Genomic DNA, 24341 nt, shown 5'->3' with positions numbered 1-24341 from the left:
GAGGAGGACCGGTGGACCTCTCGGTGGTCATCCCCTGCTACAACGAGGAGGAGTCGCTGCCGCGGTTGGTCGAGGTGCTCCGCGAGGTGCTCCCGCCGCTGGCGACCGACTTCGAGGTGATCCTCGTCGACGACGGCAGCCGGGACGGCACCCTCGACCTGCTCCGGGCGACGGCCGAGGCCGACCCGCGCTTCCGCTACCTCGCGCTGAGCCGCAACTTCGGCAAGGAGCCCGCGATGCTCGCCGGGCTCAGCTGGGCCCGCGGCGAGCGGGTGGCCATCCTCGACGCCGACCTCCAGCACCCTCCGCAGCTGCTGGCCGAGATGCTGCCCAGGCTCGACGAGGGCTACCACCAGGTGGTGGCCCGCCGCACCCGCGCCGACGACCCCGTCGTGCGCACCTTCCTCTCCCGCGCCTACTACCGGCTGATCAACCGGCTGATCGAGGTGCGCCTCGAGGACGGCGTCGGCGACTTCCGGGTGCTGACCCGCCCCGCCGTCGACGCGCTGCTCTCCCTGGGCGAGAACAACCGCTTCTCCAAGGGCCTGTTCGCCTGGATCGGCTTCCCCACCGCCGTCGTCGACTACGAGAACGTCTCGCGCGAGGCCGGCGCCACCAAGTGGCGGATGCGCGACCTGTTCAACTACGGCATCGACGGCGTCGTGTCCTTCAACCACCGGCCGCTGCGGCTGGCGGTCTGGTTCGGTGCGCTGATGACCGTCGTGGCCATCGGCTACGCCGCGTGGGTGCTGGTCGACGCGATCGTCAACGGCAACGGCGCGCCCGGCTACGTCACCACGATCTGCGCAGTCGTCGGGTTCGGAGGGGTGCAGATGATCGTGCTCGGGGTGATCGGGGAGTACCTCGGCCGGATCTACGTCGAGAGCAAGCGCCGGCCGATCTTCCTGCTCCGCGAGAGCAGCGCCGGCCCCCACGACACCCCGGTCACGATCCCGCTCGGCCCGGACAGGCTGGCCCGGTGAGCGCTCCGGTGCTCGAGCGGGACGTCGCGGCCGACGTCCCGCCGGCCGATCCCGACGCCCCCGCGGCCGAGCCGCCCACCGGCCCGTCGCGCGGCGCCCGGCTGCTGTGGCCGCAGCTGGTCGTGGGGGTCACGCTGGGCTACGCGACCGTGGTCCACCTGCTCACCCCCGGCTTCTTCCAGCGCGGCGACACCGCCGCCCAGTTCGCCCCCACCTGGTGGCACCTCGGCGAGCTGGTCCGCGACGGTGCCTGGCCGCCGGCCATGGACCCCGACTCGTGGCAGGGCGGCAACTACGCCGCCGAGGCGCTCTACGGCGTCTACAACCCCCTCAACGTGCTGGTCTGGCTGGCCGTGTCGCTGAGCGGCGACCTGGTGCTCGCGACGTTCGTGGTCAAGGCCGTGGTGCTGGCGGTGCTGGCGCTCGGCACCTACCTCCTGGCTCGCGAGTACGGCGCCGCGCCGTGGGCCGCCGCCGTGGTGGCGATCGCGCTGCCGTTCTCGGGCTTCACGCTCTACTGGGACGCCGGCTCCTGGCCCTCGGGCCTGATGGCCTTCGCCTACACGCCCTGGGTCTGGTGGGTCTTCCGCCGGGTGCTGCGGGGCGCGAGCAACCCGCTGTGGGCGTTCGTCATCGGCGTCCTCGCCGTCACCCAGGGCAACCCCTACGGCACGCTCGCACTGGTGGCGGTCGGCTTCGCGCTGGTGGTCGAGGGTGTGGTGCTCCGTCGCTGGGGCGGGGTGCTGCGCCTGGTGGTCGTCGGCGCGTGCGTGGCGGCGTTCCTCCCGCTGGTCTACCTGCCGCTGCTGGAGAGCTCCGACCTCGCGGTCCGCTCCGGCGGCGCGCTGTTCGAGAACTCCGGCAAGCTGCGCCCCCAGATCGGCGACCTGTTCGGGCTGAGCTCCCCGACGTACGTGCCCGGCATCCGGGCGATCACCGGCCCGATGAAGGTGCCGGCGACGTACTTCACCTGGCTGCTGCTGCCGATCCTGCCGTGGCTGCGCTGGGGCGTGCTGCGCGGCCGGGGCCGCGAGCTCACCGCGCTGGGCCTGCTCACGGTCGGCTACCTGCTGCTGGCGGTCGGCCCGTCGAAGCTGTGGCTGTTCCGCTGGCCGCTGCGGGTGCTCGAGTACGCCTGGCTCGGCCTCGCGGTGCTGCTCGCGGTGCTGCTGACCGCCGGCCTGGCCCGCACCCACGTGCGCTGGCGGCTGGTCGGCACGGCGGCGCTGGTGGCGTTCACCGGCCTGCACGCGTGGTCGCAGCACCCGTCGGCGCTGCGCCAGGTGGCGGTGGGGGTGGCGATCACCGGCGCGGGCGCGGCCGTCGTGCTGCTGTGGCACCTGGTGCGCCCCTCGGCCACCGCGGTGCTCGCCCTGCTGTGCATCGCGGTCACCGGGGTCACCGTCGTCGCCCAGAACCGGACGTTCGGCGAGAACGCCAGCTCCCGCGGCTGGTACCTCCCGCGCGACGTCGACGCCCTGCAGGAGCGGTTCGCCGACCGCCAGGGCCTCACCATGCAGTTCGCCGACCTCAAGCCGCTGCAGAACCGCGGCCGGATCGGGGAGCTCAAGGCTGCCTGGCGCCACTACCTGCCCGGCAGCATGTACCACGTGGCCGGCGTCGAGGCGGTCAACAACTACACCGGCATGGGCTACCGGCCGTTCGGCCGCCGCTTCTGCATGGAGTACGACGGCCTCACCCAGAAGTGCGGCTACCGCAACCTCTGGGACCCGGTCACCACCGGCCAGCCCCCGCTCGTGGACCTGATGAAGGTCGAGACGGTCGTGGTGCAGCCCAAGCTGGCCAAGGGCGTCGTCCGGCCCGACGACTGGCTCCAGGCGACCAAGAACGACGACGTGATCGTGCTCGAGCGCGCCGGCGAGGTGCCGTGGCCGCAGGCCCGGCTGTCGTGGGCCGACGAGGAGGTCTCGGTGACCGAGGCCGCCACCACCGACCGCTGGTCGGAGCGGGTGGAGGTCGCCGACACGGGTGCCGGCGGGGAGCTCGTGTTCGCGACCCTGGCCTGGCCCGGCTGGGAGGCCACCTTCGACGGGCGCCCGGTGGAGGTCGACGCCAACCGGGTCGGGCTGCTCACCGTCGACCTGCCGCCCGGCGCCTCGGGTGAGCTGGCGCTCGACTTCACCCCTCCCGGGCGCCGGATCGGGCTGCTCGCCGGGCTGGCCGGCACCGTCGGAGCGCTGGTGCTCGGTGCCGTGGTGCTGGTGATGGGTCGACGGCGCCGGGCCGGCGTCGTCGACGACCGCGACCACCGTGACGACCGGGGTGGCGACCAGGGGGGCGAGGCCTGGCTCGACCGTGGCCGCGACGAGGCCGGCGACGACCCGGCCGACGGCTCCGGAGGACGACCCGACCCGACCGTGTGAAATCGGTCATGGCGTGCTCGGACTACCCACGGGTAACGTCGAGAGAGCGTCAACCCGGACCAGCCGAAGGAGCACACGATGGGTCGTCTCTGCCAGACCGAAGGACTCACCGACGACCAGGTCGAGATCCTCAAGGCGGTCCGGACCTTCGTCGAGGAGAAGATCCTCCCGGTGGCCACCGAGCTCGAGCACGCCGACGAGTACCCCCAGGAGATCGTCGACGGGCTCAAGGAGCTCGGCATCTTCGGGCTGATGATCCCCGAGGAGTACGACGGCCTGGGCGAGTCGCTGCTGACGTACGCCCTGTGCGTGGAGGAGATCGCGCGCGGCTGGATGAGCGTCTCGGGCGTGATCAACACCCACTTCATCGTGGCCTACATGATCATGCAGCACGGCACCGAGGAGCAGAAGAAGAAGTACCTGCCCCGGATGGCGACCGGCGAGGTGCGCGGCTCGTTCTCGATGTCGGAGCCCGGGCTGGGCTCGGACGTCTCGGCGATCAAGACCAAGGCCACCCGCGACGGCGACGGCTACCGCATCGACGGCCAGAAGATGTGGCTGACCAACGGCGGCACGTCCAACCTGGTCGCCGTGCTGGTCAAGACCGACGAGGGTGACGACTCGGTCTACAAGAACATGACGACGTTCCTGGTCGAGAAGGAGCCCGGCTTCGGCGAGACCGCCCAGGGCGTCACGGTGCCCGGCAAGATCGACAAGATGGGCTACAAGGGCGTCGACACCACCGAGCTGGTCTTCGAGGGCCACCAGATCTCGGCCGATCAGGTGCTCGGCGGCGAGCCCGGCCAGGGCTTCTACCAGATGATGGACGGGGTCGAGGTCGGCCGCGTCAACGTCTCCGCGCGCGCCTGCGGCGTGGCCAACCGGGCCTTCGAGCTCGCGATCGCCTACGCCCAGCAGCGCGAGACCTTCGGCAAGCCGATCGCCCAGCACCAGGCGATCCTGTTCAAGCTCGCCGAGATGGCCACCAAGGTCGAGGCCGCGCACGCGATGATGGTCAAGGCCGCCCGGATCAAGGACAAGGGCCAGCGCAACGACGTCGAGGCCGGCATGTCGAAGTACCTCGCCGCGGAGTACTGCAACGAGGTCGTCCAGGACTCCTTCCGGATCCACGGCGGCTACGGCTACTCCAAGGAGTACGAGATCGAGCGCCTCTACCGCGAGGCCGCCTTCCTCCTCATCGGCGAGGGCACCGCGGACATCCAGAAGATGATCATCGGCCGCTCGCTCCTCAAGGACTACGCGCTCAAGGGGTGACCCGCCCCCGCCGAGTCGTCGTTACTGCATTGCAGTAACGACGGCTCGGCGCCTATCGGCCGGCCGCGTCGCGGGCCTCGACCAGGTCGTCGAGGAGGCTCTCCCAGCGGTCGACCACCAGGGGGAGGGTGTAGTCCGCGGCGGTCGCGAGCGCGCCGGCGCCGAGGCGTCGGCGCAGGTCGGCGTCGGCGACCAGGCGCTCGATGCCGGCGGAGAGGGCGGCGACGTCGGCGCGGGGCACCAGCAGCCCGTTCTCGCCGTCCCGGATCAGCTGGCGCGGCCCGGACTGGCAGTCCATGCTCACCGGCGGCACGCCCTTGGTCATCGCCTCGACCAGCACCATCGGGAAACCCTCGTAGCGCGACGACATCGCGTAGACCGACGCCTCCTCGAGCCGGCGCTCGAACTCCGCGGTGAACCCCTTGAGGTGCACCTGCGCCCCGAGCCCGAGCCGCTCGACCTGCGCCCGGAGCTCGCCCTCGAGCCTCCCCTGCCCGTAGACGTGCAGCTGCCAGTCGGGGTGGGCGCGGGCCACCGGCGCGAAGGCGTCGATGAGCCGGTCGAAGGCCTTCTGCTCGGTGAGCCGGCCGCCGGCGATCACCACCCTGCCCTCCAGCGGCGCGCCCTCGCCCAGCGGGAACGACGACGCGTTGGGGATCGTCACCACGCGGGTCGTCGTGTCGCCCAGCTCGCGCGCCCAGCGGCCGCCGTCGGCGTCGGTGAGCGTGACCAGGGCGTCGAGGCGGTCGCGCACCCCCACCAGCGCCGCGCGCACGTCGGGCTCGCGCACCGCGAAGGTGAGGTGCTCCTGGTTGACCGTCACCACGTCGTCGGGCGCCCAGCGCACCGCGGCGGCCGCCAGCTCCGGCCGGGTGGTCACCACGATCCCGGGCCGCAGCGCGGCGAACCGCTCGCGCAGGTGGCGGTCGGTGAGCGCCGAGTACGCCGGGTAGGCGTCGGGTCCCGGGGCGACGAGCTCGGACGGCCGCCGGTCGAGCTCGCGGTCGGCCTCGCTGCGCGCGGGGTTGCGGCGCGCCCGGGGGAGGTTCTCGCCGCCGTCGGGGTCGAGCCGGTCCTCGAGGAAGGTGAGGCGGATCGCCGGGTGCACGTCGGCGTACGGCTCGCGGTGGGTGCGGTAGACGCTGACCACCTCGACCTCGTGGCCGCGCTCGGCCAGCTCGCCGGCCACGGCGAACACCGCCCGCGGCACCCCGCCGGTGGCGTAGGCGTAGGTGACGACGAAGGTGACCCGGCGACGGCGCCCGGCCAGGTCGCGAGGCGCCCGGCGCTGGAACCAGTCGCGGACGCCCACCCGCGAGAGACTACTGCCCGCCTACGCCGTCCGCCGCGCGCGCCACTCCTCGGCGAGCAGGGCCCACAGCTCCACGTCCCAGAGCCGCCCGTCGTGCTCGAAGGCCCGGCGTCGGGTGCCCTCCAGGGTCATGCCGAGCCGGGTGGCGACCGCGCGGCTGGCGGCGTTCTCGGGCACGCACTGCCACTCCACCCGCCGGATGCCGCGGACGTCGACCGCCCAGTCGATCATCGCGGTCACCGCGCGGCTGACCAGGCCACGACCGGTGGCCTCGGGCGCCAGCCAGACGCCGAGCTCGCAGGTGCCGGCCGGGGCGTCGAAGACCCGGAACAGGGTCCCGCCCACGAGCTCGCCGTCGAGCCAGACCGAGTACATCCGGCGGCCGTCGCGGGCGGTGTCGTCGGCGTACGGCTGCAGGAAGGCGCGGGCCTCTGCCTCGCCCGTCATCGCGCGGCTCCAGGGCAGCCACGGCCCGAGGTGGTCGATGTGCCGGCCGACGTACGCCGCGAACTCGGCGGCCTGCCACGGCTCCAGGGGTCGCAGCTCGGCGCCGTCGCCGAGGGGGAGGGAGAGCATGGGAGCAGCGTACATAACAACCGTTGTGTACGCTGGCCGGGTGCCCGCCAAGGTCGACCACGAAGCCCGCCGCCGCGACGTCGCCGCCGCCGTCTGGCGGGTGCTGGCCTCGACCGGGTTCGCCGGGCTGGGCCTGCGGGCGGTGGCGGCCGAGCTCGGTGCCACCACCGGCCTGATCACCCACTACTTCCCCAGCAAGCGCGAGCTGGTGAGGCACGCGCTGGACCAGCTGCACGAGCGGTCCGACCAGGCCCTGGGAGGCGAGCCCGACGGCACCGGCGTCGCGGCGCTCCGGGCCCAGCTGCGCACCGTGCTGCCCACCACCGAGGAGAAGGTGGTGCTCAGCCGGATCTGGGTCGGCTTCTGGGACCTCGCGCTGGTCGACCCCGAGCTCTCGGCCCACGAGGCCGAGCGCTACGCCCGGTGGAAGCGCCGGCTGCGGCCCCACGTCGAGCACGCGATCGCCGCGGGCGAGCTGCGCGCCGTCGACGTCGACGTGGTGCTCGACCTGGTCACGGCGGCGACCCACGGGCTGGTCGTGCAGGCGCTCCTCGATCCCGGCCGCTTCCCCGTCGGGCGGCAGCACGCCGCGGTCGACCTCCTGCTGGCCGGCCTGGCGGGCCCCGAAACCCGGTCGACTCCCCGGGCCCCGGGTGGCAGGGTGGGGGACGACCCCGCTCGCACGATCCTGGAGGAGACCCCATGACCAACGAGGACCTGAAGGCGAAGATGCGGGAGGCCCTGGAGAAGAAGAACTCCAAGGAGAAGGGCGTCCACCAGGACGGCCCGACGCCGGAGAAGGCCCACGGCTCCGAGGTCGTCGGCGGCGCCCCCAAGATGCACCGCCGTAAGGCCGGTGGTGGTGGTTCCTGACCGAGGAACGAGGTCAGGGACCACGATGGTGGTCGAGCGAGCCGCGTCACCGAGCTTGCGAGGTGACGACCGGCGTGTCGAGACCGGGTTCTTGACCGAGGAACGACGTCAGGGACCACGATGGTGGTCGAGCGAGCCGCGTCACCGAGCCGGGTTCCTGATCGCCCCCTCGTGACGTATCGCACCCTCCGCGGAGGGTGCGACGTGCTGCACGGATCAGGAAGGATGAGGCGACCCGTCGTCGAGTCCTGAGGAGCCACCCGTGCAGTTCGGTCGCAGCTACGAGGAGTTCGAGGTCGGTGCGACGTACAAGCACTGGCCCGGCAAGACCGTCACCGAGTACGACGACCACCTGTTCTGCCTGCTCACGATGAACCACCACCCGCTCCACCTCGACACCCACTACGCCGAGGAGACCACCCAGTTCGGCAAGAACGTGGTGGTGGGCAACTACGTCTACTCGATCCTGCTCGGCATGTCGGTGCCCGACATCTCCGGCAAGGCGATCGCCAACCTCGAGATCGAGTCGCTGCGTCACGTGGCCCCGACCTTCCACGGCGACACCCTCTACGGCGAGACCCGGGTCCTCGACAAGTGGGAGTCGACCTCGAAGGACGACCGCGGCGTCGTGCACGTCGAGACCATCGGCTATAACCAGGACGGCAAGGTCGTGTGCATCTTCCGCCGCAAGGTGATGGTGCCGAAGAACAACTACCTCGAGTCGCGGGGCGGCGAGCAGCCCGGTCGGCCGGTGCCCCAGCCGGACAGGAACTGGCCCGGGCCCGAGGGCTCAGCTGCCCCGTCAGCCGCCCCGTCGGCTGCCCCGTCGGCTGCCCCGTCAGCTGCGGAGTGATCCCGGCCCGGTGACCGCGCCGGCCGGGGCGAAGGCCCGGGCGAGCGGCACCATCGCCAGCACCAGCACCATCGGCACGACGAACCCGATCCGCAGGTTGCCCGCGCCCACCAGTCCGGTCAGCACGGCCCCGAGCAGGGCACCGAGGTAGTTGAACTGGTTGAACCGGGCGATCACGGCGTCGACGCGCACCGGGTCGCCGCCGGCGATCCGGGCGGCCGCCGAGAAGCTCAGCGGCGCGATCACGCTGACCCCGGCGCCGAGCAGGGTGAAGCCGGCGACCGCCACCCCCCACGACGGCGCCCCGGCGACGACGGCGAGCGCGACGGCCGCGACCACCGCGCCGACGCGCAGCACCGGCACCGCCCCGTGCCGCGCGACCAGCCGGTCGCCGGCCAGCCGCACCACCAGGCTGCTGAGCAGGTAGGGGAAGGTGGCGAGCGCGACCAGGTCGTCGGGAGCGCGCACGGTCGTGTCGAGGTACGTCGGACCCCAGGTCGCCGCTGCGGAGTCCACCATGTAGAAGAGCACCATCCCCAGCCCCACCAGCAGCAGCGGTCGCCACGGCACGTCCACCTCGCCGGCCGCGGCGGCCTCGTCGCGCCCCACGAACGGCGCCGCCAGCACCGCCAGCGGCGCGACGGCCAGCACCCCCGCCCACCCGAGGGGCAGGTCGCCGGCGGCGAGGGTCAGCGAGGCGCCACCCAGCCCGCCTGCGGTCCAGGCGCCGTGGAACGACGGCAGCACCGGCCGCCCGTAGCGGTGCTCCACGGCGACCGCCTGCATGTTGGAGCTGGCGTCGACCAGGCCGAGCCCCACGCCGTACGCCGCCAGCCCGGCCACGAAGACCGGCAGCACCGGCGCGGTGGTCACCACCGGGAGCGCGAGGGCCACCAGCGCCAGGCCGCAGCGGAGCACCACCGCGCTGGGACGTCGCCGGGCGAGAACCTCGGCCACGACCGAACCCGCGCCGGCCAGCAGCACGATCATCAGCAGCAGGAGCGAGAGGTGCACCTCGGTGAGGTCCCACCGGTCGGCGAAGTCCGGGAGCCGGGTGGTGAGGCTGATGAACACCAACCCCTGGGTCGCGAACGCGAGAGCCACCGCGCGCCGCGCCCGGCGCAGGTCGAACGGGCGTCCGGGGTCGGTCATGGCCCGATCGTGCCAGTGACGGGGGCGGTGCGGGCGGGAGACGATGCCCCGGATGTCTCGGACGACGTCCGGCACGCGGGAACGGAGCAAGGATGGCACGCACGGGACAGCAGCTACGGGTGCGCACGGCGAAGGCGGTCGCGCAGAGCCGCAGCGCGCCGGTCCGCACCGCCACCGAGCGCCGCTCGGGGCTCGGGGACCGGCTGCGCTACCTCTTCGACAACAGCATGGCGCGGGGCACGATCGCGCTGGTGGGCTGGCTGACGCTCGCGACGGCGGTGCTCACGCTCGTCTTCGCGGTCGTCACCACGATCTTCCGGATGCGCGACCAGGCCCCCACCGGCGACGGCTTCCTGCACGAGCTCTTCTACACGCTGCTGCACGCCCTCGACCCCGGCTACATCGGCGGCGACGTCGGCACCTGGCCGTTCCTGCTCACCCAGCTGGTGCTGACCGTCGGCGGCCTGTTCATCGTCAGCGCGTTGATCGGCGTGATCGCCGCCGGCATCGACGGCCGGCTGGCCGACCTGCGCCGCGGCCGCTCGATCGTGCTCGAGGCCGACCACACCGTCATCATCGGCTGGTCGGAGTCGATCTTCACGATCGTCAACGAGCTGACGATCGCCAACGAGAGCCGGCACCGCCCGGTCGTCGTCGTGCTGGCCGACCGCGACAAGGTCGAGATGGAGGACGAGCTCAAGGCCAAGGTGCCCGACCGGCGCGGCACCCGGGTGATCTGCCGCTCCGGCTCGCCCATCGACGTCGACGACCTGGCCCTGTCCAGCCACGGGACGGCGCGGTCGGTGATCCTGCTGGCGCCCGACTCCGACGACCCCGACGCCGAGGTCATCAAGACCCTGCTGGCGCTGACCCACTCCGGGCCGGGCGGCCCCCGGGTCGTGGCCGAGATCCGCAACCCCTCCAACCTCGAGGCGGCCCGGCTGGTGGGCGCGGAGCGCACCGTGCTGCTCGACATCCGCGAGACCGTGGCCAAGCTCGTGGTGCAGACCTCGCGGCAGTCCGGTGCCGCCGCCGTCTACACCGACCTCTTCGACTACGACGGCGACGAGTTCTACTTCATGCCCGACCACGGGCTGGCCGGGTCGACGTACGCCGAGGCGCAGCTCGCGTTCGAGTCCACCTCGGTCGTCGGCGTGGTGCGCGACGGCCGCACCCGGCTCAACCCGCCCATGGACACGGTGCTCGAGGCCGAGGACACCCTGGTGGTGGTCACCGACGACGACTCCTCGCTGGCCGACCAGGTGCGCTCGCTCACCGAGCCCGCGCTGAACCTGCTCGGCGAGGCCGACGGGTCGGAGGAGGTCGCGACCCAGGCGCTGCTGATCGGCTGGAACGAGCGGGCCGAGATCGTGCTGCGCGAGCTCGACCACTACGCCGCGCCCGGCTCGACCCTCACCGTGCTCACCACCCACGGCGACCCGGTGGTGCCCGACCTGCCCAACCTCGCCGTCTCGGTGGTGCACGGACCGACCACCGACCGGGCCACGCTCGAGGCCCACCTCGACGCAGACCTCGACCAGATCATCGTGCTCTGCTACTCCGAGCACCTCGGGGTGCAGGCCGCCGACGCCAAGACCCTGATCACCCTGCTCCACGTGCGCGACCTGCTCAAGCGGCTCGGCAGCGAGATCCCTGTGGTCAGCGAGATGCTCGACGACCGCAACCGGGTGCTGGCCTCGGTGGCCGACGTCGACGACGTCGTGGTCAGCGGCGAGATCGTCAGCCTCCTGGTCACCCAGCTCTCCGAGGACCAGCGGCTCGAACCGGTCTTCGCCGAGCTGCTCGGCAACGAGGGCAGCGAGATCTACCTGCGCCCCGCGGGCTGGTACGTCCGGCCGGGCGACGAGGTCTCCTGGGCCACGGTCGTCGCCGGCGCCACCCGGCGCGGCGAGACCGCCCTCGGGCTCAAGTCGGCCTCGCTGGCCACCGACGGCGCGCCCTTCGGCGTGGTCGTCAACCCCGCGAAGTCGTCGACGTACGCCATCTCGGCCGACGACCGCGTCGTGGTGCTCGCCGAGGACTGAGAGACTGCTCGCATGAGCGAGGTCTGGCTGGTCCGGCACGGGCAGACGGAGTGGAGCCGGGACGGCCGGCACACCTCGGTCACCGACCTGCCGCTGCTGCCCGAGGGCGAGGAGGCCGCGCGCGGCCTGGCACCGCGGCTGGCCGGGACGGTGTTCGACCTGGTGCTGACCAGCCCGCGGCAGCGGGCCCGCGAGACCGCGCGGCTCGCCGGGTTCGCCGACGCCGAGGTCGAGCCCGACCTCGTGGAGTGGGCGTACGGCGAGCACGAGGGGGTGACGACCGAGGAGATCCGTCGCACGGTGCCGGGGTGGACGGTGTGGCACGGTGACGTGCCGGGCGGCGAGACGGCCGAGGCGGTCGGGGCCCGGCTCGACCGGGTGGTCGCGCGGTGCCGGGCGGTCGACGGCCGGGTGCTGCTGTTCTCCCACGGGCACGCGCTGCGGGTGCTGGCTGCCCGCTGGCTCGGGCTGCCGGCCTCGGAGGGGCGGCTGCTGCGCCTCGACCCCGCGACGGTGTCGGTGCTGGGCGCCGAGCGCGACGAGCCCGTCGTGCTGCGCTGGAACGCTTGACGGCCCACCCGCCGCCCCCCACGGTGGACCCATGGCGGAGCCTCGGCTGCTCTCGGAGGGCTGCCCGCGCTGCCCGACCCCGGTAGGTCGGGTCGACGACGGCGCGGGTCGCCGGTCGTGCCCCGAGCACGGACTGGTCAACCCGCTGTGGCGGCCCGTCGAGGCGTCGTACGACGCGTTCGCCGAGCACCTGCGCGTGACGGCCGGGTTCCCCACCTACCTGCCCTGGCCGCTGAGCCCCGGGTGGCGGGTCACCGACTTCGCCGGCGTGGGCCGGGCCGGGGTCGGCCGGGCGGCGATGACCTGCGTCTCGGGCACCAGCGAGCTCGACGGGCCCGTCGACGTGCTGGTCGTGAGCGAGGAGGCCGGCACTGGGCTGGGCGCGCGTTGCGCCGGCACCCGCCACGTCGACCCCGGCGTCGACGTCGGCGACGGGCGGCCCACGGTGCGGGTGCGGATCGACAGCCAGTCGGTGCCGCTGTGGCCGGTGTCGACCAGCGACTGCGAGGGTGAGTGGGACCGGTCGGTCGTCGCGGGCGAGGCCGGCGGCTGCTGGCTGTGGCTGGTGCTGCGACCGGCGTCGGCGGTGCTGCTGCTGCGCGACGATTGGATCCTGCGCGACGTCTCCGGTCTCGGCCCGCCGCTGGTGGAGCTGCCGTTCGGCGGTCCGGCGCCGTCGTGGTGAGGGCGAGGACGGGGCTCGGGGCGCACTAGAGTTCGCTGGTGCGCATCGATCTCCACACCCACTCGCGCGCGAGCGACGGCACCCAGTCGCCGGCCGAGCTGGTGCGCGCCGCCGCGGCCGCCGGCCTCGACGTGCTGGGACTGACCGACCACGACACCGCCGAGGGCTGGCCGGAGGCCGAGCGGGCGGCACGCGAGACGGGGGTCGTGCTGGTGCGGGGGATGGAGATCAGCACCCGGCACCGCGGCTCGGGTGTGCACCTGCTGGCCTACCTGCCCGACCCGGACCACCCGCCCCTGGTCGACCACCTGCGGCGGATCCTCGACGGCCGCACCGGGCGCGTCCCCACCGTGCTGGCCCGGTTGCGCGAGCAGGGCGTCGAGATCACCGCCGACGACGTGCGCGCGGTCTCGGGCGACACCGTCGCCACCGGCCGGCCGCACGTCGCCGACGCGCTGGTGCGGCTCGGGGTCGTGGCCGACCGGGACGAGGCGTTCGCGACCTACCTGGGCCCCGGCCGGCCGGCGTACGTCGACCGGCACGCGCCCGAGGTGACCGAGATGATCCGGGTCGTGTCCGACGCGGGCGGGGTGAGCGTGGTCGCCCACCCGTGGGGCCGGATGGGGGAGCGACCCGACGAGGCCACGATCGCCGACCTGCGCGACGCCGGGCTGGCCGGGCTCGAGGTCGACCACCAGGACCACGACACCGAGGACCGCGAGCGGCTGCGCGGCATCGCCCGCGACCTCGACCTGGTCGTCACCGGCTCCAGCGACCACCACGGGCTGGGCAAGGTCGGCCACGAGCTGGGGGTCAACACCACCGCGGCCGAGGAGTACGAGCGCCTCGTGGCCCGAGCCGCCGAGGCGGCCGCGCGCTCGGGCCGCGACGCCCCGGAGGTGGTGGCGCCGTGAGCAGCGTCGTCGACACCGTGCTGCTGGTCGAGGTGTTCGTGACGCTCTTCGTGATCATGGACCCCGTCGGCACGGTCCCGATCTTCCTGTCCCTCACCGGGGGCCGGGCCGCGTCGAGCGCCCGCCGGGCGGCCTGGCAGGCGGTGGCGGTGTCGTTCCTCGTGATCACCGTCTTCGCCTTCTTCGGCCAGCAGATCCTGAGCTACCTGCACATCTCGCTGCCGGCGCTGCAGTGCGCCGGCGGCCTGCTGCTGCTCCTGGTGGCGCTGGAGCTGCTGACCGGCAACGAGAAGGAGCCCACGGCCACCGCGGGCGCCAACGTGGCGCTGGTGCCGCTCGGCACCCCGCTGCTGGCCGGCCCGGGCGCGATCGTGGCGACGATGCTCTTCGTCGAGGAGGTCGACGACGTGCCGACGTTCACCGCGGTGGCGGTGGGCGTCGTTCTGGTGCACCTCAGCCTGTGGGCGGCGATGCGGTTCTCGCTGCCGATCCTCCGGGTGATCCGCGAGAGCGGCGTGCTGCTGGTCACCCGGATCGCCGGCCTGCTGCTCTCGGCGATCGCGGTGCAGCTGGTGGCCGACGCCGTGCGCGCCTTCGTCGCCGGCGAGGGCTGAGCGCGCTACTTGCGGCCGATGGCCTGGAACCGCTGCAGCAGCCCGTTGGGCACCACCCGCGCGGCGGCCGTGATCGCCTTGTAGCGCTTGGACGGGATCGACCAGACCTTGCGGTCGGCGTAGTCGCGCAGCGCCTCGGCGACCAGCTCGTCGGCCTCGAGCCAGAGGTACGACGGCGCCGACTCGCGGCTGACGTCCATCCGGGCGTGGAACTCGGTCTTGGTGAAGCCCGGGCACAGCGTCATCACCGTGACGCCGCGGTCGCGGTACTCGTGGGCGGCCCACTCGCCGAAGCTGTTGACCCACGCCTTGGCCGCGCTGTAGGTGCCGCGCGGCAGGAAGCCGGCGACGCTGGAGACGTTGATGACGCCGCCCGAGCCCCGCTCGACCATCGGGCCCAGGGCGGCGTGGGTGAGCCGGAGCGTCGCGGTCACCAGCACGTCGAGCATCGCGGTCTCGGCGTCGGTGTCGTTGTCGAGGAACCGCTTCTTCAGCCCGAAGCCGGCGTTGTTGACCAGCAGCTCGACCGGACGGGCGCGGTCGGTGAGCCGCTCCTCGACCCGGCGCATGCCGTCGCGGTCGGCGAGGGCGGCCGCCAGCCCCCCGCCGGCCCCGCCCCACCGCTCCCGCAGCTCGGCGGCGGTCTCCTCGAGCCGGGCGGCGTCGCGGCTGACCAGCACCAGGTCGTGGCCGCCGGCGGCCAGCTGGTCGGCGAAGCAGCGGCCGATCCCCGCGGTCGGGCCGGTCACCAGGGCGACCGGTCGGGCGGGCGACGGGCTGGAGGGGCTGGACGGGCTGGACGTCTCCGGCGTGGTCACGCGTGCCAGTCAAGCAGAGGTCCGGCATGATGGACCCGATGACCACCACGCTCGCGGTCGCCAACCAGAAGGGCGGCGTCGCCAAGACGACCTCGGTCGCCTCGATCGGTGCCGCGCTCGCCGAGCTCGGCCAGCAGGTGCTGCTCGTCGACCTCGACCCGCAGGCGTGCCTCACGTTCTCGCTCGGCATCGACCCCGAGGACCTCGAGCTCTCGGTGCACCACGTGCTGACCAAGGGCCTCGACCCCGCCGAGGTCGTCCTGTCCACCGACGACGGCGTCGACCTGCTCCCGGCCACCATCGAGCTGGCCCGCGCCGAGGCCGACCTGCTCACCCGCACCGGGCGCGAGCACGTCGTCAAGGGCGCGCTGGAGGAGCTCGGCGACGCCTACGACTGGGTGTTGCTCGACTGCCCGCCGTCGCTGGGGGTGCTGACGGTCGCCGCCCTCACCGCCGCCGAGGGGGTGGTGATCCCGCTGCAGTGCGAGACGCTGTCGCACCGCGGCGTCGGCCAGCTGCTCGACACCGTCCACGACGTGCGCCGGTTCACCAACCGCGACCTCGCGGTGTGGGGCGTGCTGCCCACCCTCTACGACGGGCGCACCACCCACGCCCGCACGGTGCTCGAGACCATCTCCGAGACCTACGAGCTCGACGTGATCGAGCCGCCGATCCCCAAGACCATCAAGTTCGCCGAGGCCCCCGCCGCCGGCCGCTCGATCCTGGCGACCAGCCGGTCGAGCAAGGGCGCCCGGGCCTACCGCGAGGTCGCCGAGAACCTCGTCTCGCGGGCGCGCGGGCGCGGGACGAAGTAGGCTGCACGACCGTGAGCCGTCACCGCGCCGAGCCTCGCCACCGGGCCAAGCCCGTGGTGGGCAAGCGGCGCGCCGCCGTCCGCCGCCGCCCGCGCTACGGCCAGGTCGCACTGGCCGGCGTCCCGGTCGTGCTCACCGCGGCCGTCCTCGCCGGCGGCCTCGACCTCGGCTCGGCCGACGGACCGACCCCCGCGGCCGCGGCCGGCAACGGCGGCGGCACGGTCGACCGGTCCAGCCCGCTGCAGGCCTCGTTCCGGGCCGCCGGCGCCGCTCAGTCCCCGCGCCGGGTCGCCCCCGCGCCGGTGCTGGAGAGGGCGCCGGACCCGGCCACGCTGCCCGCCGACTCCGGGCAGGGCTACCGCGTGGTCTTCTCCGAGTCGCGCCAGCGGGTCTGGCTCGTCGACTCCGACGACCAGGTGGTCCGCACCTACCTCGTCTCCGGCAGCCTCTACGACAACCTCGACCCCGGCACCTACGAGGTCTACTCCCGCTCCGAGGAGGCCGTCGGCATCGACGACTCCGGCACGATGCGCTACTTCGTCCGCTTCGCCCACGGCCCCAACGCCGCGATCGGCTTCCACGACATCCCCGAGGACGACGGCGAGCCGCTCCAGACCGTCGCCCAGCTCGGCACCCCGCAGTCCCACGGCTGCATCCGGCAGAAGTCCGAGGACGCCATCGCGCTCTGGGAGTTCGCCCCCCTCGGCACCACGGTCGTCGTCACCGAGTAGCCCGCCCGCGCCCCGTGCGGGTCGCGCGTCGAGGACACGCCCGGCGCAAGCAAACGCCCTCCCGCGACCACGGGGGGTGGCCGAGGGAGGGCGCTCGAGGTGCTGTGCGGGCATCAGGCCCGTCGGGATCCGCTCAGGCGATGGTGGCGGCGTCCCCGGCCGGCGTGCCGCCGGCCTCGCCACCGCCACCGCTGCGCCGACGACGCCGACGGCGGGTGCGGTTTGGGGCGCCCTCGGGCTTGTCGGCCTCGGCCGGGGCGGACTTCTCGGTGCGCTCGCCGGCGACGACCTCGCCGCCGCGGCTGCGGGTCCGGTTGCGGTTGCGGTTGCTGCGCTCGCGGGGGGCGCGGTCGCGGTCGCCGCCGCGGTCCTCGCGGGGCTTGCGCTCCACCGGGGCGGGGTCGACGATCCGGCCCTTGGTGCCCGGGGGGATGCCCTGGTCGTGGTAGAGGTGCTCGGAGGTCGAGTAGGTCTCCTGCGGCTCGTCGAAGGGCAGGTCCAGCGCCTTGTTGATGAGCTTCCAGCGGTGGAGGTCGGCCCAGTCGACGAAGGTGATCGCGGTGCCGGTGGCGCCGGCGCGGCCGGTGCGGCCGATCCGGTGCACGTAGGTCTTGTCGTCCTCGGGGCAGGTGTAGTTGATGACGTGGCTGACGCCGCGCACGTCGATGCCGCGGGCGGCGACGTCGGTGGCGACCAGCACCCGGAGCTTGTCCTCGCGGAACTTGGTCAGCGCCTTCTCGCGCGCCACCTGGGCCATGTCGCCGTGCAGCGGCGAGGCGGAGAAGCCGCGCTCGGCGAGGTCGTCGGCCACCCGCTGGGCCTGCCGCTTGGTGCGGGTGAAGACGATGATCTTCTCGGCGTCCTCGGCCTGCAGGATCCGCCCGATGATCTCGGGCTTGTCGAGGTCGTGGGCCTGGTAGATGAACTGCGCGGTGGCCGGCACCGTCGCGTTCTCGTACGACGACTCGGCGCGGATGTTCATCGGGTGCCGCATGTGGGTGCGGGCCAGGGCCACGATCGCCGACGGCATGGTGGCCGAGAACAGCATCGTCTGCCGGGTCTCGGGCGTCATCCGCAGGATCCGCTCCACGTCGGGCAGGAAGCCCAGGTCGAGCATCTCGTCGGCCTCGTCGAGCACGAGCGCGTGCACGTGGGAGATGTCGAGGGCCTTGCGGTTGCACAGGTCGATGAGGCGGCCGGGAGTGCCGACCACGATGTCGACGCCCTCCTCGAGCGCGTCGAGCTGGCCGTCGTAGCCGACGCCGCCGTAGACGGTGAGCACCCGCAGGCCGAGGTCCTTGCTGGCCAGCGACAGGTCGCTGGAGACCTGGAGCGCGAGCTCGCGGGTGGGCGCGACGATGAGGGCCTGCGGCTTGCCCTGCGGCAGGTCGGCGTAGGCCGGGTCGTCCTTGGTGACGCTGCGCTGCAGCACCGGGATGCCGAACGCCAGCGTCTTGCCGGTGCCGGTGCGGGCCTGGCCGATCAGGTCGGTGCCCATCAGGGCGACCGACAGGGTCATTTCCTGGATGGCGAAGGGGGTGGTGATGCCGGCGCGGTCGAGCGCGTCGCAAATCTCGGGGAGCACCCCGAGCTCTCGGAAGGTGGTCAAACCGTGTTCGCTTTCGTGAGTTCAGCCGTCTCGGACCGAATCTGGGTCGGAAGCGGCGGACTCTCGAGCGGGTCTGCCGCGCACATACGTGGTCGCACGCGAGGGCGACCGGTCGAGCTTGCTGGCCCCAGCGTATCGGTAGGGTCGGCGCATGGCGTCATCCTCGGATCGGGAGTCGGAGCAGGAGCGGCCGCTGGTCTTCGACGACCCGGCCTACCGCGAGGCGGTGGTCGACCTGCTCGGGGTGATCTCCTACGGCGAGATCTCCGCCTTCGAGCGGCTCGCCGAGGACGCCAAGCTGGCGCCCACGCTGGAGGACAAGGTCGCGATCGGCACCATGGCCGCGGCGGAGTTCGGCCGGGTGCACCGGCTGCACGCGCGGCTGGTCGAGCTGGGCGCCGACCCCTTCGCGGCGATGAAGCCGTTCCGCGCCGCCATCGACCTGTTCCACGAGCACACGGCGCCGGCCGACTGGTACGAGGGCCTGGTCAAGGCCTACGTCGGCGACGGGCTCGCCGACGACTTCTACCGCGAGATCGCGGCGTACCTCGACGCCGACACCCGCGACCTCGTGGTCGCGTCGCTCGACGACAGCGGGCACGCGGAGTTCGTGGTCGACCGGGTGCGGGCCGCGATCGCCGACGACCCCCGCCTCGGCGGGCGGCTGGCGCTGTGGGGACGGCGGCTGATGGGGGAGGCGCTCACCCAGGCCCAGCGCGTCGCCGCCGACCGCGACGCGCTCTCCACCCTCCTGGCCGGCGGGGTGGACCGGCCGGGCCTCGACCTGGCCGCGATCGGTCGGATGTTCACCCGCCTGACCGAGCGCCACGCCGAGCGGATGGAGCGGCTCGGGCTGGCGTCCTGAGCCGGGTCAGCTGCGGAAGCCGACGGCTCCCGCGACGCCGCCGCCGATCTCGACGTAGGCGACCTTAGAGGCGGGCACCACGATCCGGCGGCCCTTGTTGTCGGTGAGGGCCAGGACCCCCTCGGAGGCGACCGCGTCGGAGACCAGCTTCTCCACGGCCTCGACGGTCTCGTCGGTGTCCACGACCAGCTCGCGCGGCGCGTGCTGCACGCCGATCTTGACCTCCACGTCAGCTCCTCCTGTTGGTGTTCGTGAGACGTTCAGTGCTCGTCGGTCAGCGGGTAGCCGGCGATGCCGCGCCAGGCCAGCCCCGCGATCAGCGCTGCGGCGTCGGGTTGCCCGATGCCGCCGGCCTCCGTCAACCAGAACCGCGCGCTGACCTGCGCCATTCCCACCAGGCTCACGGCCAGCAGGCGCGAGGCCTCGTCGGGGAGGCCGGTGTCGGCCTGGATGACCTCGGCGATGCTCGTCGCGCACTCCGAGGTCACCCGGTCGATCTGCTCGCGCACCGCGGGCTCGCTGGTGAGGTCGGACTCGAACACCAGGCGGAACGCCCCGCTCTCGCTGGCCACGTAGTCGTAGAAGACCCGGATGGTCGCCTCGACCCGGCGCTTGTTGTCGTGCGTCGACGAGAGCGCCTCGCGGCAGTGGGCGATGATCTGGTCGCAGGAGCGCTCGAGCAGCGCCAGGTAGAGGTCGAGCTTGCCCGGGAAGTGCTGGTAGAGCACCGGCTTGGAGACCCCGGCCCGCTCGGCGATGTCGTCCATCGCGGCGGCGTGGTAGCCCGAGGCGACGAAGACCTCGAGGGCCGACTCGAGCAGCTGGGCGCGGCGTTCGCGACGCGGCATCCGGGCGCCGCGAGGGCGGCCGCCGTCGACGTCGTGCTGGCCTGCGCTCACGTGCTGCTCCTCCCGGTGCGATCTGCAGCCGCGAGCCTACCCGCCGGTCACCTCGGTCCGGATGACGGGACGCCGTCCGGCCGGGTGGCGCCGGAGCGGGGACGATGGGGAACACGGCGACGGGCGGGAGCGTTGCGACCACGTCGACCGAAGCCAGACCGATCCGAGGAGCATGCCGTGCCTTTCCCACCGCTGGTGGAGCCCGCTGACGAGCTGACCATCGACGAGGTGCGCCGCTACAGCCGCCACCTGATCATCCCCGACGTCGGCATGACCGGGCAGAAGCGGCTGAAGAACGCCAAGGTGCTCGTGATCGGCGCCGGCGGCCTCGGCAGCCCCGCGCTGCTCTACCTCGCCGCGGCCGGCGTCGGCACCCTCGGCATCGCCGAGTTCGACACCGTCGACGAGTCCAACCTGCAGCGTCAGGTCATCCACGGCGTCAGCGACATCGACAAGCCCAAGGGCGTCTCGGCCAAGGAGTCGATCGCCGAGATCAACCCCTACGTCGAGGTGGTGCTCCACGAGGAGCGGCTCGACAACGACAACGTGCTGCAGGTCTTCGAGGGCTACGACCTCATCGTCGACGGCACCGACAACTTCGCGACGCGCTACATGGTCAACGACGCGGCGTACTTCCTGAAGATCCCCTACGTCTGGGGGTCGATCTACCGCTTCGACGGCCAGGCCTCGGTCTTCTGGCCGCACGCCACCGACGAGAACGGCGTGCGTCGCGCCGACGCCCCCTGCTACCGCTGCCTCTATCCCGAGCCCCCGCCGCCGGGCATGGTGCCCAGCTGCGCCGAGGGCGGCGTGCTGGGCGTGCTGTGCGCGAGCATCGGCTCGATCCAGGTCAACGAGGCGATCAAGGTGCTCGCCGGCATCGGCGAGCCCGCCGTCGGCAAGCTGGTCATCTACGACGCCCTCGAGCTCGAGTGGCGCAAGCTGAAGGTCCGCCGCGACCCCAACTGCGCGCTCTGCGGCGAGCACCCGACCGTCACCGGGCTGATCGACTACGACGCCTTCTGCGGCGCGATCTCCGAGGAGGCCGCGGACGCCGCGGCCGGCTCGACGATCTCGGTCGTGCAGCTCGAGCACATGCTCAAGGAGCGCGAGGAGGGCACCCGTGACTTCGTGCTCGTCGACGTGCGCGAGCCCAACGAGTACGAGATCAACAAGATCCCGGGCTCGGTGCTGATCCCCAAGGGCGACTTCCTCAACGGCTCGGCCCTGGAGAAGCTCCCCTCGGACAAGCAGGTGGTCATGCACTGCAAGTCCGGCGTTCGCTCCGCCGAGACGCTGGCGATCGTGAAGGGCGCGGGCTACGCCGACGCTGTGCACGTGGGCGGCGGCGTGGTGGCCTGGGTCAACCAGATCGACCCCAGCCAGCCGACCTACTGACGGTAGGTTTCGGGGCATGCCCCGCGACCTCGAGGAGTACGTCGAGGCGGTGCTCGAGATCGTCGAGCGGGTGCCGCGCGGGCGGGTGACGACCTACGGCGCCATCGCCGACGTCGTGGGCGGCGGACCCCGCCAGGTGGGCGCGGTCATGTCGCGCCACGGCGGCCCGGTGCCGTGGTGGCGGGTGATCCGCGCCGACGGGTCGCTGCCGCCGAGCCACGAGGCGAACGCGCGACCGCACTACCTCGACGAGGGCACGCCGCTACGGGCCTCGGGGGCGGTCGACCTGCGCGCGGCGTTCTGGGATCCCGGTCCGCCGGGCCCGAAGACGACCACGTGACAGCGGGCCCGACCGCTCGCGGCCTGGGGGGTTGGCCGGGGCGGATCGGGCCCGCTGCTCGCGTTGAAGTCGTTCCGTGGTCGCTCCGGTCTCCCGGAGCCGGGGGGATCGGCTTCTCCGCGACGAAAATAGGGCGTGCGGACGCACCGGCGCGAGCGTTTGCCCAAATACCCTGCCCCGTATCTGGACCACCTGGTTCGCGGACCGACCACCGATCGGGCCGGGCCCGTCGCGCCACGCTTCGCCATTCCGGGGCCCTGTGGGGGAGACTGGCCCGGTGCCCGGCCTGTTCGACCTTCCCCACCGGGTCGTCCCGCCGGTGGTCCGGGCGCTGTGGCGGCCGACGGTCGAGGGCCTCGACCACGTGCCGCGCACGGGCGGGGTGCTGCTGGCCAGCAACCACCTGAGCTTCTTCGACTCCGTGGTGATCCCGGTCGTCGTGCCGCGCCGGGTCGCCTTCCTCGCCAAGAGCGACTACTTCACCGGCACCGGTCTGCGGGGCACGCTGCAGCGGCTGTGGTTCGAGGGACTCGACATGCTGCCCGTCGACCGCGACGACACCGCCTCGGCCGTCGCCAGCCTCGACATCGCGCTGGAGGTGCTGCGCCGCGGCGACGCCTTCGGCATCTACCCCGAGGGCACCCGCTCGCGCGACGGCCGGCTCTACCGCGGCCGCACCGGGGTGGCCCACCTGGCGCTGACCGCCGGCGTCCCCGTCGTGCCCGTCGGACTGATCGGCACCGACGAGGTGCAGCCCGTGGGTGTCGGCCGGCCGCGGGTGCGCCCCGTGACCGTGCGGTTCGGCGCGCCGATCGAGGTCGCCGGCAGGTTCGACGGGCTGCCGAGCGGGCGAGCCCGCCGCCTGGTCACCGACGAGGTGATGGCGGCTATCCAGGCCCTGACCGGACAGGAGCCGGCCGGCCGCTACAACGAGCGACCGGCCGACGCCTGACGGGTGGGTCAGCGCCCGACGCGCTTCGGCACCGTCCACCGGACGACGGTGGTGTGGCCGGCCAGCGTGCCGGTCACCTTGACCTTGAGCTTCTTGCCCCGGTCCTTGCGGACGATCTTGCGGGTGCGGTTGTCGGCACCCTTGATCTTCTTGCCCGCGCGGAACCACTGGAAGCGGAGCTTGGTGCCCTTCTCCCAGGCGCCCGGCTTGACCGTCAGCTTGCGACCCACCTTGGCCTTGCCGCCGCCCTTGACCTTGAGTCGGGGCTTGGCGGAGTGGATGGTCAGTGCCCTGACCAGGTCGAGCCCCAGGGCGGCGTACCCCTGAGGGGTGTGGCCGAGGAGGACCAACCGGCGCCCGTGGACGCCGTGCACCCGCAGGTCGAAGGTCTGGAACGCGGCGCCGTGGGTGCTGCGCAGGGTGCCGGCCGCCGTGCCGTCGGTGGTCCACGGCTGGTCGCCGGTCACGCCGTCGTTGGCGGCGAAGACCGCGCGGCCGGCGTAGGGGAGGATGAACGAGATCGAGCTGCCGTCGGCGCCGGGGCGCAGGTCCTTGACGATGCGGGTGCCCGCGGTGGTGCCGTCGCTGACCCAGGGCTCGCGACCGCGCGAGTCCTGCGCGGCGAAGAAGAGCCGGTTGCCGACAACCCGGAAGTAGTCGGGGTCGCCGGACGGGGCGCCCGGGGAGATGTCCCTGACCAGCGCGGTGCCGGCCGGGGTGCCGTCGGTGCGCCAGAGCTCCTTCCCGTGCGCGGCGGTGGTGGCCTCGAACAGCACCCGCTTCCCCAGCAGGACCGTGCGGAAGGTGCCCATGTCGGGAGGACCGGGGTTGACGTCCTTGACCAGCGACGTGCCGGCGGCCGTGCCGTCGGTGCGCCACAGCTCGTCGCCGTGGACCCCGTCGTCGAGGCGCAGCACGACCAGGCCGTCGCGCACGCGGGTCAGCGCCGTCGGGTCGGCGTACCCACCGTCGGGGTTGACGTCCTCGACGAGCGAGGTCGTGGCCGGCGTGCCGTCGGTGCGCCACAGCTCGGTGCCCTCGGCGACGGTGTAGGCGCGGAAGAGCACCGTGTCGGCGTCCAGGGCGACCATGCCCTGCGGGCCGGAGCTCTGGTCCCCGGGTGCCACGTTCGCGACCAGCGAGGTGGTGGGACCGGTGCCCCGAGTGCGCCACAGCTCGGCACCGTGGGTGCCGTCGTCGGCGGAGAAGTACAGCCAGTCGCCCACGGCCGTCAGGGCCGACGGGTGGCTGCCGACGGCGTTGGGGCTGATGTCGGCGACCTCGTGGGTGCCGGCGGGCGTGCCGTCGGTGACCCACAGCTCCTCGCCGTGCGACGGCGAGGTGGCCGCGAAGTAGACCTTGCTGCCCACTGCCGTGAACCTGCCCGGGTTGCTGCCGGCGGCGCCGGGGCGGACGTCGGCCAGCATCCGGGTGCCGGCCTGGGTGCCGTTGGTGACCCACGGCTCGAAGCCGTGCACCCCGTCGTCGACGTAGAAGACCGTGTACGCCGCCGTGGTGGCCGAGATGTCGCCGGTGAACATGTCGGCGAACGTGCTGAGCGTCTGCGGCACGACGCCGCCGTGGGCCTGGGCGGGGGCAGTGGTCGCGCCCAGGGCGAGCGAGGACAGGGCGACGGCAGCGACGCTGCTGCCGGCGAGGGTGCGCTTCATCGGGACTC

25 protein-coding genes are annotated in these 24341 nt (G+C 73.0%); 17 read left to right on the top strand and 8 right to left on the bottom strand.

The features are described 5' to 3' along the window. Nucleotides 1-11 precede the first annotated feature (11 nt). The 3 genes from JT721_RS01835 to JT721_RS01825 all read left to right on the top strand — a co-directional run bounded on the left by JT721_RS01835 (nucleotide 12) and on the right by JT721_RS01825 (nucleotide 4642). Nucleotides 12-983: a glycosyltransferase family 2 protein gene (locus JT721_RS01835; RefSeq protein WP_307827837.1), complete on the top strand. Its 972-nt coding sequence runs from the start codon at nucleotides 12-14 to the stop codon at nucleotides 981-983. Further along, nucleotides 980-3367, top strand: a complete 2388-nt coding sequence (locus JT721_RS01830) for a hypothetical protein (RefSeq protein ID WP_205471172.1) — start codon at nucleotides 980-982, stop codon at nucleotides 3365-3367. Before JT721_RS01835 ends, JT721_RS01830 begins: the two co-directional genes overlap by 4 nt. A 78-nt stretch (nucleotides 3368-3445) precedes the next feature. Then, nucleotides 3446-4642, top strand: a complete 1197-nt coding sequence (locus tag JT721_RS01825) for an acyl-CoA dehydrogenase family protein (RefSeq protein ID WP_205471171.1) — start codon at nucleotides 3446-3448, stop codon at nucleotides 4640-4642. A 52-nt stretch (nucleotides 4643-4694) separates the two neighbouring features. Here JT721_RS01825 and JT721_RS21545 read toward each other — a convergent pair whose 3' ends face one another. Next, a complete protein-coding gene (locus JT721_RS21545; RefSeq protein ID WP_205471170.1) occupies nucleotides 4695-5954 on the bottom strand; it encodes a glycosyltransferase family 4 protein in 1260 nt (419 codons plus the stop codon). Between the two features lie 21 nt (nucleotides 5955-5975). Continuing rightward, on the bottom strand, nucleotides 5976-6530 hold the full coding sequence (locus tag JT721_RS01815) for a GNAT family N-acetyltransferase (RefSeq protein WP_205471169.1): 555 nt from the start codon (nucleotides 6528-6530) through the stop codon (nucleotides 5976-5978). 40 nt (nucleotides 6531-6570) lie between these two features. On the opposite strand from JT721_RS01815, the gene JT721_RS01810 reads away from it, so the two are divergent. The 3 genes from JT721_RS01810 (at nucleotide 6571) to JT721_RS01800 (ending at nucleotide 8256) form a co-directional block, all read left to right on the top strand. Continuing rightward, nucleotides 6571-7236 carry a TetR/AcrR family transcriptional regulator gene (locus JT721_RS01810; protein WP_205471168.1) on the top strand — a complete coding sequence of 222 codons (666 nt, stop codon included), beginning with the start codon at nucleotides 6571-6573 and terminating at the stop codon, nucleotides 7234-7236. Next, on the top strand, nucleotides 7233-7403 hold the full coding sequence (locus JT721_RS01805) for a DUF5302 domain-containing protein (RefSeq protein ID WP_205471167.1): 171 nt from the start codon (nucleotides 7233-7235) through the stop codon (nucleotides 7401-7403). The genes JT721_RS01810 and JT721_RS01805 overlap by 4 nt, the downstream gene beginning before the upstream one ends. A 262-nt stretch (nucleotides 7404-7665) precedes the next feature. Continuing rightward, a complete protein-coding gene (locus JT721_RS01800; protein WP_307827835.1) occupies nucleotides 7666-8256 on the top strand; it encodes a MaoC family dehydratase in 591 nt (196 codons plus the stop codon). On the opposite strand, the gene JT721_RS01795 is transcribed toward JT721_RS01800, so the two are convergent. After that, a complete protein-coding gene (locus JT721_RS01795) occupies nucleotides 8242-9408 on the bottom strand; it encodes an MFS transporter (protein WP_205471166.1) in 1167 nt (388 codons plus the stop codon). The two genes, JT721_RS01800 and JT721_RS01795, sit on opposite strands and share 15 nt — an antisense overlap. A 92-nt stretch (nucleotides 9409-9500) precedes the next feature. Here JT721_RS01795 and JT721_RS01790 point away from each other — a divergent pair, with 92 nt between their 5' ends. Genes JT721_RS01790 through JT721_RS01770 form a run of 5 tightly spaced genes read left to right on the top strand, consistent with a single transcriptional unit; the run spans nucleotide 9501 to nucleotide 14236 of the window. Next, nucleotides 9501-11453: an NAD-binding protein gene (locus JT721_RS01790; protein ID WP_205471165.1), complete on the top strand. Its 1953-nt coding sequence runs from the start codon at nucleotides 9501-9503 to the stop codon at nucleotides 11451-11453. Between the two features lie 12 nt (nucleotides 11454-11465). Next, complete coding sequence (locus JT721_RS01785; RefSeq protein WP_205471164.1) at nucleotides 11466-12023, top strand: histidine phosphatase family protein; 558 nt, start codon at nucleotides 11466-11468, stop codon at nucleotides 12021-12023. Nucleotides 12024-12054: 31 nt separating this feature from the next. Continuing rightward, a complete protein-coding gene (locus JT721_RS01780; protein WP_240339910.1) occupies nucleotides 12055-12708 on the top strand; it encodes a DUF6758 family protein in 654 nt (217 codons plus the stop codon). Nucleotides 12709-12746: 38 nt separating this feature from the next. Then, nucleotides 12747-13622: a PHP domain-containing protein gene (locus JT721_RS01775; protein WP_205471163.1), complete on the top strand. Its 876-nt coding sequence runs from the start codon at nucleotides 12747-12749 to the stop codon at nucleotides 13620-13622. Then, the gene (locus JT721_RS01770; protein WP_205471162.1) at nucleotides 13619-14236 is read left to right on the top strand and encodes a MarC family protein; all 618 of its coding nucleotides are present in this window, start codon (nucleotides 13619-13621) and stop codon (nucleotides 14234-14236) included. Before JT721_RS01775 ends, JT721_RS01770 begins: the two co-directional genes overlap by 4 nt. Before the next feature lie 5 nt (nucleotides 14237-14241). Here the strand turns inward: JT721_RS01770 and JT721_RS01765 are convergent, their stop codons facing one another. After that, nucleotides 14242-15054 (bottom strand): SDR family oxidoreductase, encoded by an 813-nt coding sequence (locus tag JT721_RS01765; RefSeq protein ID WP_205471161.1) that lies wholly within the window; start codon nucleotides 15052-15054, stop codon nucleotides 14242-14244. 38 nt (nucleotides 15055-15092) lie between these two features. Between JT721_RS01765 and JT721_RS01760 the strand changes: the two genes are divergently transcribed. Further along, on the top strand, nucleotides 15093-15869 hold the full coding sequence (locus tag JT721_RS01760) for a ParA family protein (protein ID WP_205471160.1): 777 nt from the start codon (nucleotides 15093-15095) through the stop codon (nucleotides 15867-15869). An 11-nt stretch (nucleotides 15870-15880) separates the two neighbouring features. Then, complete coding sequence (locus tag JT721_RS01755; RefSeq protein ID WP_205471159.1) at nucleotides 15881-16600, top strand: L,D-transpeptidase; 720 nt, start codon at nucleotides 15881-15883, stop codon at nucleotides 16598-16600. 133 nt (nucleotides 16601-16733) lie between these two features. Here the strand turns inward: JT721_RS01755 and JT721_RS01750 are convergent, their stop codons facing one another. Next, entirely contained in the window at nucleotides 16734-18209 is a 1476-nt protein-coding gene (locus JT721_RS01750; protein WP_240339909.1) for a DEAD/DEAH box helicase, read from the bottom strand. A 151-nt stretch (nucleotides 18210-18360) separates the two neighbouring features. On the opposite strand from JT721_RS01750, the gene JT721_RS01745 reads away from it, so the two are divergent. Then, on the top strand, nucleotides 18361-19074 hold the full coding sequence (locus tag JT721_RS01745; protein WP_205471158.1) for a ferritin-like fold-containing protein: 714 nt from the start codon (nucleotides 18361-18363) through the stop codon (nucleotides 19072-19074). 6 nt (nucleotides 19075-19080) lie between these two features. Here JT721_RS01745 and JT721_RS01740 read toward each other — a convergent pair whose 3' ends face one another. Both JT721_RS01740 and JT721_RS01735 read right to left on the bottom strand, forming a co-directional pair. Next, a complete protein-coding gene (locus tag JT721_RS01740) occupies nucleotides 19081-19302 on the bottom strand; it encodes a DUF3107 domain-containing protein (RefSeq protein ID WP_205471157.1) in 222 nt (73 codons plus the stop codon). A 32-nt stretch (nucleotides 19303-19334) separates the two neighbouring features. After that, the gene (locus JT721_RS01735) at nucleotides 19335-19922 is read right to left on the bottom strand and encodes a TetR/AcrR family transcriptional regulator (protein ID WP_205471269.1); all 588 of its coding nucleotides are present in this window, start codon (nucleotides 19920-19922) and stop codon (nucleotides 19335-19337) included. Nucleotides 19923-20150: 228 nt separating this feature from the next. Here JT721_RS01735 and moeZ point away from each other — a divergent pair, with 228 nt between their 5' ends. From moeZ to JT721_RS01720, 3 genes are all read left to right on the top strand, one after another. Next, on the top strand, nucleotides 20151-21371 hold the full coding sequence (moeZ, locus tag JT721_RS01730) for an adenylyltransferase/sulfurtransferase MoeZ (protein ID WP_205471156.1): 1221 nt from the start codon (nucleotides 20151-20153) through the stop codon (nucleotides 21369-21371). A 16-nt stretch (nucleotides 21372-21387) separates the two neighbouring features. After that, the gene (locus JT721_RS01725) at nucleotides 21388-21711 is read left to right on the top strand and encodes an MGMT family protein (RefSeq protein ID WP_205471155.1); all 324 of its coding nucleotides are present in this window, start codon (nucleotides 21388-21390) and stop codon (nucleotides 21709-21711) included. Nucleotides 21712-21988: 277 nt separating this feature from the next. Beyond that, the gene (locus JT721_RS01720; RefSeq protein ID WP_307827831.1) at nucleotides 21989-22663 is read left to right on the top strand and encodes a lysophospholipid acyltransferase family protein; all 675 of its coding nucleotides are present in this window, start codon (nucleotides 21989-21991) and stop codon (nucleotides 22661-22663) included. Between the two features lie 8 nt (nucleotides 22664-22671). On the opposite strand, the gene JT721_RS01715 is transcribed toward JT721_RS01720, so the two are convergent. Next, nucleotides 22672-24333, bottom strand: a complete 1662-nt coding sequence (locus JT721_RS01715) for an ELWxxDGT repeat protein (RefSeq protein WP_205471154.1) — start codon at nucleotides 24331-24333, stop codon at nucleotides 22672-22674. Nucleotides 24334-24341: the final 8 nt, after the last annotated feature.

It is taken from the genome of Nocardioides sp. SYSU D00038 (genome assembly GCF_016924665.1).
GTDB lineage: Bacteria > Actinomycetota > Actinomycetes > Propionibacteriales > Nocardioidaceae > Nocardioides.
This window is presented reverse-complemented; position numbering and strand designations above follow the sequence as displayed.

Excerpts from the sequence above, each read along its gene's own strand:
- JT721_RS01715 (WP_205471154.1), bottom strand. The coding sequence starts at position 24,333 with ATGAAGCGCACCCTCGCCGGCAGCAGCGTCGCTGCCGTCGCCCTGTCC.
- JT721_RS01760 (WP_205471160.1), top strand. The coding sequence starts at position 15,093 with ATGACCACCACGCTCGCGGTCGCCAACCAGAAGGGCGGCGTCGCCAAG.
- JT721_RS01790 (WP_205471165.1), top strand. The coding sequence starts at position 9,501 with ATGGCACGCACGGGACAGCAGCTACGGGTGCGCACGGCGAAGGCGGTC.
- JT721_RS01785 (WP_205471164.1), top strand. The coding sequence starts at position 11,466 with ATGAGCGAGGTCTGGCTGGTCCGGCACGGGCAGACGGAGTGGAGCCGG.
- JT721_RS01745 (WP_205471158.1), top strand. The coding sequence starts at position 18,361 with ATGGCGTCATCCTCGGATCGGGAGTCGGAGCAGGAGCGGCCGCTGGTC.
- JT721_RS01805 (WP_205471167.1), top strand. The coding sequence starts at position 7,233 with ATGACCAACGAGGACCTGAAGGCGAAGATGCGGGAGGCCCTGGAGAAG.
- JT721_RS01825 (WP_205471171.1), top strand. The coding sequence starts at position 3,446 with ATGGGTCGTCTCTGCCAGACCGAAGGACTCACCGACGACCAGGTCGAG.
- JT721_RS01735 (WP_205471269.1), bottom strand. The coding sequence starts at position 19,922 with ATGCCGCGTCGCGAACGCCGCGCCCAGCTGCTCGAGTCGGCCCTCGAG.
- JT721_RS01725 (WP_205471155.1), top strand. The coding sequence starts at position 21,388 with ATGCCCCGCGACCTCGAGGAGTACGTCGAGGCGGTGCTCGAGATCGTC.
- JT721_RS01780 (WP_240339910.1), top strand. The coding sequence starts at position 12,055 with ATGGCGGAGCCTCGGCTGCTCTCGGAGGGCTGCCCGCGCTGCCCGACC.
- JT721_RS01795 (WP_205471166.1), bottom strand. The coding sequence starts at position 9,408 with ATGACCGACCCCGGACGCCCGTTCGACCTGCGCCGGGCGCGGCGCGCG.
- JT721_RS01815 (WP_205471169.1), bottom strand. The coding sequence starts at position 6,530 with ATGCTCTCCCTCCCCCTCGGCGACGGCGCCGAGCTGCGACCCCTGGAG.